Source organism: Niastella vici (genome assembly GCF_002077945.1).
GTDB lineage: Bacteria > Bacteroidota > Bacteroidia > Chitinophagales > Chitinophagaceae > Niastella > Niastella vici.
The window spans coordinates 47,175-61,515 of the sequence record NZ_LVYD01000046.1; the positions used below are offsets into that span (position 1 = coordinate 47,175).

Sequence of the window (14,341 nt, forward strand, 5' to 3'; positions counted from 1 at the left end):
AATGAGATTAAATAGCGAATGCCGCGAATTTTTAGGTAATAAAAGGAATTGCACAGTTTCAGAAAAAGGAAAAATCTTTCGTCTAATCAATGATTCGGGATTTGAGTTTGCTGTCTTTAAGGTGGATGCTTGTCTAATTAAAGATAATTATGAACAAAAATGCGATTATCTTTTTCTTGTTGACAAAAATCAGGAATGCGCTGCCTATTTTATAGAACTTAAAGGAACTGACTTAAATAAAGCAATAAGCCAGATACTGAATTCTATTGATATTCTTTATAAGTCGTTTCATGAACATAAAATTTATGCAAGGATTGTAGGTACGCGGGTGACTCCAAATATAAAGTCACGAAGAGCAAAGCTTGATGAAAAAGTAAAACAATTTGGCGGCGATCTTATAATTGCATCCAAACCTGAATTAAAAGAAACCATTTAGAGTTATTATAAATATCCCTTACAGATACCCTTATTTCGATCTTGCTTATTTTAATTCCTCCACTCTTCCGGCCTGCCATTTCAAACACCATGTAAAAGCCTACTGCATAAATGTTATAGAATAAATAATCTTTGTGTATAAGGGTTAGCTCCTAATCTTCCAAATACAAGCCTGTTTCCCGCATATGGATACAAATGATAGGGCGAGATTTGTTTCACCTATCATCAATCCAAATGAAAAACCATTTAACCCAATTGTTTGTCCTGGCTGCTGTGCTGCTTTCATTTACCCGGGTGAACGCACAGGTGAAAGCTGCGTTTTCTGCTACTACTATTGCCGGATGTTCTCCCCTGGTAGTACAGTTTCATGACGAATCAACCGGTAACCCAAGCAGTTGGCGGTGGGACCTCGGCAATGGCACCATTTCATTGTTCCAAAACCCTTCTTCTGTTTATTTTACGCCCGGTACCTATACCGTAAAGCTGGTAGTAAAAAATGCAACCGGCGCCGACTCTATAGTAAAGCAACAATTAATTACCGTATACGATAACCCGGTAGCCGGTTTTATTACCTCTGATTCTGTTGGTTGTTTTCCTTTTCCGGTAACCTTTACCGATAATAGCACGGTTACCGATGGCGTCATTAACAGCTGGCATTGGGATTTTGGCGATGGTAATACGTCAATGACGCAAAACCCAAAGCATACGTATACTGGTACCGGTAATTTCTCGGTTACCCTGAAAGTTACCAGCGATAAAGGTTGCAGCAACAGCTTTAGTAAATCACAGCATGTTCAAATAACATCGGGAGTGCTGGTTGATTTTGATTATACACCTGCGCAGAACAGTTGTAATGCACCGCTCGATATTGATTTTACCAACAAATCTGTAGAAGCAGGTACAGTATCCTATGTATGGGATTTTGGTGATGGGCAAACATCCGCCAGTAAAAGCCCCCGGCACAAATATGTTTCAAATGGCGCCTACACGGTTACCCTTATTGCTGTAACCAGTTCAGGCTGTCGCGATACCTTGCGTAAAACGAATTTAATTGTATTGGGAAGCACAAAGACCCAGTTCAACATACCCGCGAGCGTTTGTGCGGGCGAATCATTTTTCCCTGTCAATACCTCAACACCGGTACCCGGTTCTGTAAATTGGGACTTTGGCGATGGCAGTAAATCTACAGAAGCCAGTCCGCTGAAAAGCTATGCAGCAGCCGGAACCTATACCGTAAAGCTGGTAAATAATTTTGCCGCCTGTCCCGATTCTATGAGCCAACCCATTACGGTTCAACCCAAACCGGTAGCTTCATTTACCAGCAGCAGCACTTATTCGTGCAGTGTGCCGGCAACGATCCAGTTTACCAATACAACAGCAGGAAGTACAGGCTGGCATTGGGATTTTGGCGATGGCAGCACCAGCACTAATGCCAATCCCAAGCATGTGTATACCACTTTTGGCATTTATACGGTAAAACTGATCGTAACAGGTAGCAATGGTTGCGCTGATTCTATTGTTAAACAGGACTTCATACAAATAAAACGGCCCCGTGTACAGCTCAATAACCTGCCGGTAAAAGGCTGTTTACCCTTCACCGTTCCCTTCACTGCCAATATTGATGTGCAGGATAATATAGTGGCTTATAACTGGGATTTTGGCGATGGCACCGGTTCAACCCATATGGCGCCGGTAAAAACCTATACAACTGAAGGAAGTTATACCGTAAAGCTGGTGATCACTACGGCCGGCGGATGTACCGATTCAATTGTAATGCCCAACGCCGTTCAAACTGCTCCGCACCCAAAGGCTGACTTCACGGCAAACCAGCGCGATGTATGCCGCAGCCAGGCAATTCAGTTTACCAACCAAAGCGTACCGGCTGGTGATCAGTGGCTGTGGAATTTTGGCGATGGTGGCTATTCTTCACAAATGAGTCCTTCCTATCAATTCAATGATTCAGGATATCATTCAGTGACCCTGATCGTTACAAACAAGGGTTGCGCTGATACAATTGTCAAAAATGATTTTGTGCATATCAATCCGCCTGTTGCCAGTTTCAGGACCACACTTGATTGTGCCGATAAATACACCCGGAGTTTCATTGATAATTCAATTGGCGCACAAACCTGGCATTGGGACCTGGGCGATGGAAGCACCAGCGATAGTAAATCACCCGCTCACAGTTATGCTGCAAAAGGAACTTACCGGGTACGGTTGATCGTTACCCATGATGGCTGTGTAGACAGTATGGTGCAAAATGTGGTTATTGCCGACGAGCATCCTGATTTTGACGCTGATAAAAAAGAAATTTGTAAAGGCGAGGCGATCGCTTTTACCATGAATAATTATGATACTGCCAGTATCAGTAGTTTAGTATGGTATTTTGGTGACGGTTCTACCAGCGCCATTCCCCGCAAGGTTACCCATACCTACAACCACCCGGGCTGGTATACTGTATCACTTGTTTATACTGATATAAATGGTTGTGTTGACTCAACTGTTAAACAACAATACATCAGGGTTAACGGACCCGATGCCTCTTTTGCAGCTGACCAGCAAAAGATCTGTATCAGTAATACGGCTACCTTCCACGATATGTCGGTTACCGACGGAATACATCCCATTGTAAAATGGGTGATGGTGTATGGCGACGGAAAAGAAGATACCTATTCAACCCCATCGTTCACTCACCAGTACGATAATGGTGGAACCTATACCGTATCGATGCGGATCACAGATAGCAAAGGTTGTACCGATAACGTATCGCAGGCGGCTGCTATCAGTATTTCGAACCCACGAGCTTCGTTTACTTCGGCCGATACCAGCAGCTGCCCCGGCAAACCGGTTAATTTTTCGAACACCTCAACCGGCGAAAACCTGCAGTATGTATGGGATTTTGGCGATGGTACTACTGCTACCCCAATGGCGCCCACTTATCAATACGCGCAGGATGGTTCGTATACAGTGAACCTGTTGATCTATGATCCGGTTGGCTGCCGCGATTCGGTTAAACGTACTGCTTATATAAACATCGTAACACCGGTGGCCGGTTTTACCATGTCTGATTCAGTTGGAAGCTGTCCGCCCCTGGAAGTGAAGTTTACAAGCGAAGCAAAAAATTATGTTACGCTCGGTTGGGATTTCGGCGATGGCTCAACATCGACGCTTGTGGATCCCATTCACTTCTATAACTTTCCCGGCAGCTACACGGTAACACAAACAATTGTAGCGCCCGGCGGTTGCATAGCCACTATGCAGCGGAAGGTGATTGTAAAAGGTCCGAAGGGTGTATTCAATTATGTTCCCACAACAGGTTGTATACCGCTGACCGTACAGTTCAGTGGCAGTGGAAACGACATTAAATCATACATCTGGGATTTCAATGATGGGAACACGGTTACCACCACCACCAATTCAACACAGTATACCTACGAACTGGCCGGCAAATTTATACCGCGAATGATCCTGGTCGATAGCAATGGCTGCCAGGTGCCTGTTACCGGAAAAGATACCATCAACGTCATTGGCGTAACTGCCAAAGTAAATATGGATACTTACAGGATCTGTAACAGCGGCTTTATTCAGTTTACCGACAAATCGGTTGCCAACGATTATATCATCGGCCAATATTGGGATTTTGGCGATGGCACTTTCAGTACACAAGCCAATCCCAAACATTATTTCAACAGCGCGCCTTCTACCAATACTATTTTGCATATGGTCACCACCGCCAATGGTTGTAAAGATGTGGCCCATTTAATTGACACCGTACAAATATACCAAACACCCAAAGTGGCGATCACGGGCGATAAGGAAGCCTGCGAGCCCGGTAAACTCAACTTCAATGCTGTTATTACAGGCGATACTGCCAATTTACAAAAGCACTGGGTGTTCGGGAACGGAAAAACTGCCGATGCCATGAATGCAGTTACGCAAACGTATACTACCGCCAATAGTTACCAGGTACAGTTGCAAACGATTTACCAGGATTACTGTTACGATACGGCCCGCTACGATGTAAACATCTGGCCTTTGCCCAACACCTTTGCAGGTACCGATACGTTTGTATGCCGCGGCACCCCGATGTTGTTGAAGCCAACCGGCGCCCTGCAATATACCTGGCAATCAACACCGGATATTTCCTGCACGCAATGTGCCACACCGCTCATTAACCCGGCTGCCAGCACTACGTATGTTGTAACCGGTGTATCGAACCATGGCTGCGTAAAAAGCGACACCATACAGGTGCGGGTACGGCAACCGTTCACCATGCAGGTGCAGCCTGGGGATACTATTTGCGCCGGTGAGCAAACCAGTTTGGCCGTTACAGGCGCCGATCAGTATCAATGGCTGCCTGCTTCGGGTTTGAATAATACAAACACGGCCACGCCAAAAGCGTCGCCAACTAACACTACAATATATACTGTTATCGGGCGTGATAATGATCATTGCTTTAGCGATACTGCCCAGGTGAAAGTGGAAGTATATCCAATCCCATACATTTTTGCAGGCAACGATACCACCGTGAATACAGGTAATGCTGTTCCGTTATCTGCCACTTATTCGAAGGATGTGAACAAGCTGACCTGGACACCTTCAAATGGGTTAAGCTGTACGAATTGTGCAACACCTATGGCTGCTGTACAGGGTACGGTTACCTACCGCGTTACAGCCAGTAACCAGGGTGGTTGCACTGCTTCGGATGATGTTACCATCACTTCTGTTTGTAACGGCAACAACTGGTTCATCCCAAATACTTTTTCACCCAATGGCGATGGCATGAACGATGTTTTCTATGTACGCGGAAAAGGCATCAACATGGTGCATTCGTTAAGGGTGTTCAACCGGTGGGGACAAACCGTATTTGAAAAACAGAATTTCATGGCCAATGATGCAGCATCAGGCTGGGATGGAAAGATCAATGGCAAGCCGGCCGACAGCGATGTGTATGTATATATCGTAGAGTTGTATTGTGATAATTCGAACATTATTCCCTATAAAGGAAACGTGGCGCTGATCAGGTAGAGAGTTTTTAAGTTCGTAAGTTATTCTAACCAATTTCAATAATCCAGACTATGAAAACCCTATTCAAAACAATCCTTGCCAGCCTGCTATTAGTGGCATCATTTTTACCTGTGCGGGCACAGGACCTGCACTTCTCCCAGTTTTTTGAAGCGCCGTTATTGCGCAACCCTTCATTGGCGGGTATCTTTACCGGCGACATCAGGGTGCAGGGTGTGTACCGCGATCAGTGGAACAGTTTTACGAATGCCTATCGCACAGGATCGTTAAATGCAGAATATAAAATGCCGGTGGGTGCATCGAATGATTTTATTACCACCGGTATGCAAATGTTATATGATAAGGCTGGAACCGTTGGCCTCACCACCACACAATTACTGCCGGCATTGAATTATCATAAATCATTAAGCGATGAAAAAGTAGAGTATTTATCATTGGGATTCATGGGTGGCCTGGTGCGTAAGAGCATTGATTTAACCAAGATGACCACTAACAATCAATACAACGGCGATTACAATCCAACGGCACCTACGGGCGAAACATTCAATACCCCCAATTTTAATACCTGGGATGCTTCTGTAGGGATGAGCTATAACACTACTTTTGGTGAATCGGGTCAGAACACGATGTTTTTGGGCGCTGCATATCATCATTTAAATAAACCAAAAACTTCCTTTTACCGCGATGCCACTACTGCATTGAACCCGAAATATGTTTTTTCGGCGGGTGTAAAATGGCAGGTTGACGACTTTTCCTATTTTACCATGTATGCCGATCATTCCCGGCAGGGTACCGTAAATGAAACGATTGCCGGCGGGTTATATTCTTATAATACAGGCAGCTTTGTTGACGATGCCAACTGTGTGCTGAATTTTGGCGCTTTCTTACGTTGGAAAGATGCTTTTATTCCTGTTGTAAAAGTAGATATGCGATCATTGTCAGTGGCGCTGAGCTATGATGTGAACGTGTCGCAGCTGAAAACTGCCAGTCAGGGCAGGGGCGGGTTTGAGCTTTCCTTATCGTATATCGGGTTCTTTGATCGTAATAATTCAGCCCGCGATGAAGTGATGTGTCCGCGGTTTTAGCAGGCATTGTTCGTTCCCGTAAGTAGGTTTTTTATGAGTGGTGATCATTAAATGTGTGTTTGTCTGTACATTACATTTTCTGTAATTGCAGCACTATTACATATAAAACACCATCAAATGACCCGCGTAACATTGAACATACTGTTTCTGCTTGGCATATGTGCCTGTAGTTTTTCACAATCCAAATCGAAGAGCAGCGCTGTAAAAAAACAACCGCTGGCAGTTATTGCCTATTATGCCGGCCAGGCAGCACAGGTTGATAGTTTTGCGGCTGAAAAGCTGACGCACATCATCTTCAGCTTTTGTCATTTAAAAGGCAACCAACTGGTTGTTGGCAATGCCGGCGATACCCTCACCATTCAACGCCTGGTTGCGTTAAAGAGCCGGAATCCCCAATTAAAAGTATTATTATCACTCGGTGGGTGGGGCGGTTGTGAAACCTGCTCCGAAGTGTTTTCAACCGATAAAGGACGCGAAGAGTTTTCGCAATCGGTAAACCATTTACTGGATTATTTCAAGGCTGATGGAATTGACCTCGATTGGGAGTACCCCGCTATTTCAGGCTATCCCGGCCATCGCTTTGTACCGGAAGACAAACCCAATTTCACCCAGCTGGTAATACAATTGCGTAAGGCCATCGGCACGCAGCACGTGATCAGTTTTGCTGCCGGCGGCTTTAGCCAGTACCTGCAGGAAGCCATTGAATGGAAAAAAGTAATGGCGGTGGTTGACTTCGTAAATTTAATGACCTACGATCTTATAAATGGTTACAGTACCGTAACCGGTCATCATACAGGTTTATATTCTACACCTTTCCAAAAAGAATCGACCGACAATGCCGTCCGTTTCCTTGACTCAGCAGGCATTCCCCGCAATAAACTGGTTATTGGTGCGGCGTTCTATGCACGCATCTTTGAAAACGTTGACAGTGTAAATAATGGTTTGTACCAGTCCTGTAAATTCAGAAATGGCGTTCCTTTCAAAGCATTTCCCAAAGTGTTTTCGCCCGACAGCGGATTTGTGTACCACTGGGACCCTATAGCCAAAGCGCCCTGGTTGTATAATGCCAAACAAAAGCTGTTTGTGACCTATGATGATACTAACTCCATGCGATTGAAAACAGCGTATGCCCGCGATAAAAAACTCACTGGTATTATGTTCTGGCAACTGGGAGAAGATACGTTTAGCGGCGGGTTGCTTGATGTGATCTATGAGGAGAAGATGAAGAAAGGAAAGTAAATGTGATGATTTGATAATCCCGCAGAGCGGGACAGGTTGTGATAATGGGAATACAGTTTCAGGTTGCAGGTTTCAGGTTGCAGGGCGTCACAAGTTCCTTGTAACCTGAAACCTGATAACTGCCACATAGCGCATATTGGTCTCGACTTTCAACCTCTCTTACCCAGCTCAATCACCTCACAGTCTTTCATATTATTACCATCGATAACGAACCGGATCAGGGTGCGCACTTTGTGCCAGCCCTGCATTCCGGCGGCGCCGGGATTCATATGCAGGCATTGCAGTTTATCGTCGAACATGATCTTTAAGATGTGTGAGTGCCCGCAGATAAATAATTGCGCCGGATTGGCCGTCAATTCCTTTTTTACCGCCGGGTTGTATTTGGGCGGGTAGCCGCCAATGTGGGTCATGAATACGTGTATACCTTCGCAGGTAAAGCGTAAATTTTCGGGATAAACCGTACGGATATCTTGTGCATCAATATTGCCGTAAACGCCTTTTAATGGTTTAAAGGCAGCCAGTTTATTGGCGAGCGCTATATCACCGAAATCACCGGCATGCCATATTTCATCGCAGTTTTCAAAATGTTTGAAAACTGCGTCATCGAGATAACCATGCGTATCGGATATTAACCCGATTCGTGTCATAACTTATTATTAGTGGTTGATGAAATACTACTCACTATTGTCTGTTCATCAATAACCATTGCGTTTCTTCTTCAGCCAGTTTTTTGATCGTATCCAGGGTTTCTGTCCAGTTCTTTTCGGCATGGGCTAACATCACCTGGGAAGGTATATTATCCTGGGTCATTTGTAACAAAATGCCATTTCCTTCGGGGGTGATGGTGAAGGTGATGGCTGAATAATTCTCCGGACTGTCTTCGGTAGCCGAGAACACACTCCAGTAGTTATAGGATAATTTTTTTTCCGCTTCAAAATGTAGCAGGGTACCTTTGTCTTTCACTTCTTTATCCTTGTACACAAACGTAAAGGCGATGGGGCTTCCGGTTTGCCAGTCGGTGATCATTTGCACGCCCAGCCATTGTTCAATCCATTCGTTGTCGGTTAAAATGGTCCAAACTTTCAAAGGGGTAGCATCAATGTGTCTTTCTTTGGTAAGGATTAGATTCTTCTTCATTTATAATTGTTTAGTGATTTTAGCCAGGTTACAAAATTAAGGGCTGCAAGATACATGGCCATCGTACAATTAGCAAGGGATAATAAATATTCATTAACTTTAGGTCAACGAGCTTTGCCATGCCATTCTTTCGCAATTTTACCTATTGGATCGATAAACGGAGCTGGAAATATGTTTTCCTGCTAAAAACGCTTGAGCTTTCTCTATAAGGCCCGTCCACGCTATTTATTACATATTGTTGTTTAGCAAAATAGCCTGCGGGCATATTTGCTTCATTATTCACATTAGTAACTTGTAATTATGTCATATTACTATAAATTAGGGAACATTCCTCACAAGCGTCATACCCAGTTCCGTAAACCGGATGGTACATTATATGCAGAACAATTGTTCTCTACCGAAGGGTTCTCCAATGATTATTCACTATTGTACCATTGCCATCCGCCTACCGATATCATTAAAACAGAACCTTCATACGATGTGTCACCAAAGGTGGCCGAGGAAAAAATGCTGAAGCACCGCAGTTTTGAGGGTTTTAATATAAAACCAGCCCCCGATTACCTGCAGAGCCGTACGCCGGTACTGGTGAACAATGATTGTCACATTGTACTGGCCGCGCCTCAGGACGGCATGCATGATTATTATTTTAAAAATGCCGATGCCGATGAAATGATCTTCATACACGAAGGCGAAGGGGTATTACGCACCATGTACGGCGAATTGCCGTTTTCGTATGGCGATTACCTGGTGGTTCCTCGCGGCACCATTTACCAGGTGCAGTTCAGGAACAAGAGCAACCGCCTTTTTATCGTGGAATCATTCAGTCCCATCCGCTTTCCCAAAAAATACCTGAGCAAGTACGGACAGTTGATGGAACATTCGCCTTTTTGCGAACGGGATATAAGACCACCCCAGAACCTGCCCACCTTTGATAAGAAAGGTGATTTTTTGATCAGGACCAAAAAGCGCGGCATGATGTATAACCTGCATTATGGCCATCATCCATTCGATGTAATAGGGTGGGACGGGTATTGTTATCCGTTTGCATTCAGCATTCATGATTTTGAGCCTATCACGGGGCGGGTGCACCAGCCACCGCCGGTTCACCAAACGTTTGAAGCTAATAACTTCGTGGTTTGTTCATTTTGTCCGCGGTTATTCGATTATCATCCGCAATCGGTGCCGGCTCCATATAATCACAGTAATATTGACAGTGATGAAGTATTGTATTATGTGGATGGCGATTTTATGAGCCGTAAGAATGTGACCCGCGGCATGATCACGTTGCATCCCGGCGGCATACCGCATGGCCCGCATCCCGGCGCAGTGGAAAGAAGTATCGGGGCGAAGGAAACAAAGGAGCTGGCGGTAATGGTAGATACTTTTCATCCGTTGCAGCTTACAAAAGAAGCGCTGGGTATTGAGAATCCTGATTATACGATGAGCTGGGCGGAGTGAGAAGACGAAAAATGAAGAATGAAAAATATAAAATGAAAAAGGAAAGCTCCTGGTTGTGCCGGGAGCTTTTTTACGCTCCATGACGGCGGAATTTGCTTTTAAGTGGAATCTTATTTAGATCGCTGTGTAATATAATGTACATTAATTACCTTTGCAAACTAGCATCAAAAAAGAAAATTATATGAGCCGTTATAATGAGTACCTTAAGGAAATTGAAGAAAGAAAAGGTCAGGACCTTCACCCGAAGCCGATCGATGGTGCCGAATTGCTTAGTGAGATCATTGCGCAAATAAAAGACCCCAAAAATGCGCATAGGAAAGATTCACTCAATTTCTTTATTTATAATGTGTTGCCGGGAACTACGAGTGCCGCTGGTGTGAAAGCTGCCTTTTTAAAGGAAATCATTCTTGGCACTTCCAAAGTTGAAGAAATTACACCCGCTTTTGCTTTTGAGCTGTTATCACACATGAAAGGGGGGCCTTCAATTGAAGTATTGCTGGACCTGGCCCTTGGTAATGATGCGGCTATTGCCAAAGAAGCTGCAAAAGTGTTAAAAACACAGGTATTCCTCTATGATGCCGATACAGACCGCCTGAAAGAGGCATTCAAAAACGAAAATGCAATAGCAAAAGATATACTTGAAAGTTACGCAAAGGCTGAGTTTTTCACCAAACTGCCCGACGTACCTGAAGAAATTAAGGTAGTTACTTTTATAGCTGGTGAAGGTGATATTTCAACCGATCTGCTCTCTCCGGGTAACCAGGCCCACTCCCGTTCAGATCGTGAATTGCATGGTAAATGCATGATCACCCCCCAGGCGCAAGCCGAGATCAGAAAGCTGCAGGCACAACATCCTGACAAAAGCGTGATGCTGATCGCTGAAAAAGGCACCATGGGCGTAGGGTCATCAAGAATGTCTGGGGTAAATAATGTGGCACTTTGGACGGGCAAACAAGCAAGCCCCTATATTCCTTTTGTTAACATTGCCCCCATTGTAGGTGGTACAAACGGAATTTCTCCCATTTTCCTTACCACTGTTGACGTTACAGGCGGAATTGGTATTGACCTTAAAAACTGGGTAAAAAAGGTAGATGAAAATGGCAAGGTTATCCGCAATGAAAATGGTGAACCTATTCTCGAAGAAGTATATTCTGTTGCTACCGGCACTGTTCTTACCATCAACACCAGGACAAAGAAATTATATAATGGCGACCGGGAACTAATTGACATTTCGAAGGCATTTACGCCTCAGAAAAAGGAATTTATCAGGGCTGGCGGTTCATACGCTATCGTATTCGGTAAAAAGATCCAGACGATCGCAGCGAAGGTCTTAGGTATAGAACCCACTCCTGTATTTGCTCCGTCAAAAGAGATCTCCAATGAGGGACAAGGTCTTACTGCAGTAGAAAAGATCTTTAACAGGAACGCTGTTGGCATTACTCCGGGCAAAGTATTACATGCCGGATCAGATGTTCGTGTAGAAGTGAATATCGTAGGTTCTCAGGATACTACCGGACTTATGACTGCTCAGGAACTGGAGTCAATGGCAGCCACTGTGATTTCGCCTATTGTTGACGGTGCTTACCAATCAGGCTGTCACACCGCTTCGGTATGGGATAAGAAGGCGCAGGCCAATATTCCAAAACTCATGAAGTTCATGAATGATTTTGGATTGATCACCGCCCGTGACCCCAAAAGCGAATATCATTCCATGACAGATGTAATTCACAAAGTACTCAACGATATTACAGTAGATGAGTGGGCGATCATCATTGGTGGTGATTCTCACACAAGAATGTCGAAAGGCGTTGCATTTGGAGCTGACTCAGGTACCGTTGCGCTGGCATTGGCCACTGGTGAAGCATCCATGCCAATTCCGGAATCAGTGAAAGTAACCTTCAAAGGAGAAATGAAGGATCACATGGATTTTCGTGATGTAGTGCATGCTACCCAGGCGCAAATGCTTCAGAAATTTGGCGGCGAGAACGTTTTCCAGGGCAGGATCATTGAAGTGCACATTGGAACGCTTCCTGCTGACCAGGCGTTTACCTTTACAGACTGGACGGCAGAAATGAAGGCCAAAGCTTCTATCTGTATTAGTGAAGATGACACCCTGATCAAATCACTGGAGATTGCGAAAGGCAGGATCCAGATCATGATCGACAAGGGCATGGATAACAGCAGACAGGTGCTGAGGGGATTGATCAATAAAGCTGATAAGAGGATCGCAGAAATTAAATCAGGCGAAAAACCTGCTTTAAAACCAGATGCGAATGCGAAATATTACGCTGAAGTGGTGATTGACCTGGATGTGATCGCAGAACCAATGATCGCTGACCCCGATGTTAATAATGCAGACGTTTCCAAGCGCTATACCCACGATACCATTCGTGCGCTTTCTTACTATAATGGCGAGAAAAAAGTAGATCTTGGTTTCGTAGGATCATGCATGGTGCACAAAGGCGATTTGAAAATTGTTTCTCAAATGCTGAAGAACCTGGAAAAACAACAAGGTAAGGTTGAGTTTCGTGCACCGCTTGTAGTGGCAGCACCAACTTACAATATCATCGATGAACTCCATGCTGAAGGCGATTGGGAAATTCTGCAGAAGTATTCTGGTTTCGAATTCAATGATAATGCGCCGAAAGGAACAGCACGTACCGAATACGAAAACATGATGTATCTCGAGCGTCCGGGTTGTAACCTTTGCATGGGTAACCAGGAAAAAGCAGCTAAAGGTGATACGGTGATGGCAACCTCAACCCGTCTTTTCCAGGGAAGGGTCGTTGAAGATTCCGACCGTAAAAAAGGAGAGTCCCTTCTTGCGTCCACACCAGTAGTTGTGCTTTCTGCAATTCTTGGAAGAATTCCTAATATGGATGAATATAAAGCTGCAGTAGTTGGTATCGATCTTACTAAGTTCGCGCCTCCCCTTAAGAACTTAACCTCGAGCCCAATACGCAAAGACAATCTTTCTTATTAACGCTTTAAACCGCCATAAATCATTTTATAGATTAGCTATATAATGATAAAGGAGAGCAAAGAGACCGAAAGGTTTCCCGATACATCGGGAGACCTTTTTTTATGCGCGTCAGGCATGTATATCAACTCACCAGGCTAAGTTATTCTAACAAACTGCCGTATACCGGTTGGTAGGTACGGAGGTGTTAGAGGACAGTGAGGGAAACTAATCCCTCAATTCCTTAAAATATCCTATTCGCCTCATCGTCTGCCCTTAACAGGGGCCGGCGATTTTTTTTAGGAAAAAGCTTGGCAGTATCAAATTTTCTGGTTTAACTTTGTGTTTAACCAAATGGTTAAACTTTGTGGCTAAAGAAATAAAAAACGATACCAGTACAGAAGAGAAGATCCTGGCAGCTGCCAAACAGGTATTTATGGAAAAGGGCATCGATGGCGCCCGTATGCAGGATATCGCCGATAAGGCCGGCATCAATAAAGCCTTGTTACACTATTACTTCCGCAGTAAGGACAAGTTGTTTGAGATGATATTTATGGAAGCGGCCAGGCAATTCCTGCCTAAGGTAACCTCCATTATGTCATCGGAACTGCCGCTGTATGAAAAAGTAGAGAAGTTTGTAAACGAGTACATTGACACGTTGTTACAAAATCCGACGTTGCCCATTTTTATCCTGAATGAGATCAACAGGAACCCGAAAGACGCCATTAAAAAGATCTTTGGCAATCAACGTCCGCCCATTGACAAAGTAGAGGAGCATATAGCGAAACTGGTAAAGAAAGGGGAAATAAAGCCTGTAAAAGGATATGAACTGATGATCAATATGGTTTCTCTGTGCATCTTTCCCTTCCTGGCGAGGCCCATGGTTCAATGGATAACAAAAACCAATGATGAGGAGTTTTTGCAGTTGATGGAACTGCGAAAAAAGTCGGTGGTCAGGTTTGTAATAGACTCAATTAAGAAATAAATTTTTTTATCATGTTAT

General features: G+C 44.3%; 9 protein-coding genes. 7 read left to right on the forward strand and 2 right to left on the reverse strand.

Features of this window, described 5'->3' with window-relative positions; translation table 11 throughout:
* Position 1: 1 nt before the first annotated feature.
* The 4 genes from A3860_RS16720 (at position 2) to A3860_RS16735 (ending at position 7,784) form a co-directional block, all read left to right on the forward strand.
* On the forward strand, positions 2-436 hold the full coding sequence (locus A3860_RS16720) for a hypothetical protein (RefSeq protein ID WP_081147878.1): 435 nt from the start codon (positions 2-4) through the stop codon (positions 434-436).
* Positions 437-669: 233 nt separating this feature from the next.
* Positions 670-5,463 carry a PKD domain-containing protein gene (locus A3860_RS41875; protein ID WP_158085278.1) on the forward strand — a complete coding sequence of 1,598 codons (4,794 nt, stop codon included), beginning with the start codon at positions 670-672 and terminating at the stop codon, positions 5,461-5,463.
* Between the two features lie 50 nt (positions 5,464-5,513).
* Positions 5,514-6,545: a PorP/SprF family type IX secretion system membrane protein gene (locus A3860_RS16730; protein ID WP_081147880.1), complete on the forward strand. Its 1,032-nt coding sequence runs from the start codon at positions 5,514-5,516 to the stop codon at positions 6,543-6,545.
* Between the two features lie 117 nt (positions 6,546-6,662).
* A complete protein-coding gene (locus tag A3860_RS16735; RefSeq protein ID WP_081147881.1) occupies positions 6,663-7,784 on the forward strand; it encodes a glycoside hydrolase family 18 protein in 1,122 nt (373 codons plus the stop codon).
* Positions 7,785-7,933: 149 nt separating this feature from the next.
* Here A3860_RS16735 and A3860_RS16740 read toward each other — a convergent pair whose 3' ends face one another.
* Together A3860_RS16740 and A3860_RS16745 are read right to left on the reverse strand one after the other, a co-directional pair.
* Positions 7,934-8,431: a metallophosphoesterase family protein gene (locus tag A3860_RS16740; protein WP_081147882.1), complete on the reverse strand. Its 498-nt coding sequence runs from the start codon at positions 8,429-8,431 to the stop codon at positions 7,934-7,936.
* Positions 8,432-8,465: 34 nt separating this feature from the next.
* Positions 8,466-8,921, reverse strand: a complete 456-nt coding sequence (locus A3860_RS16745; protein WP_081147883.1) for an SRPBCC domain-containing protein — start codon at positions 8,919-8,921, stop codon at positions 8,466-8,468.
* A 300-nt stretch (positions 8,922-9,221) separates the two neighbouring features.
* Here A3860_RS16745 and A3860_RS16750 point away from each other — a divergent pair, with 300 nt between their 5' ends.
* The 3 genes from A3860_RS16750 to A3860_RS16760 all read left to right on the forward strand — a co-directional run bounded on the left by A3860_RS16750 (position 9,222) and on the right by A3860_RS16760 (position 14,323).
* Complete coding sequence (locus tag A3860_RS16750) at positions 9,222-10,379, forward strand: homogentisate 1,2-dioxygenase (protein ID WP_081147884.1); 1,158 nt, start codon at positions 9,222-9,224, stop codon at positions 10,377-10,379.
* 181 nt (positions 10,380-10,560) lie between these two features.
* Positions 10,561-13,362: a bifunctional aconitate hydratase 2/2-methylisocitrate dehydratase gene (locus tag A3860_RS16755; protein ID WP_081147885.1), complete on the forward strand. Its 2,802-nt coding sequence runs from the start codon at positions 10,561-10,563 to the stop codon at positions 13,360-13,362.
* Between the two features lie 343 nt (positions 13,363-13,705).
* Positions 13,706-14,323: a TetR/AcrR family transcriptional regulator gene (locus A3860_RS16760; protein ID WP_081148059.1), complete on the forward strand. Its 618-nt coding sequence runs from the start codon at positions 13,706-13,708 to the stop codon at positions 14,321-14,323.
* Positions 14,324-14,341: the final 18 nt, after the last annotated feature.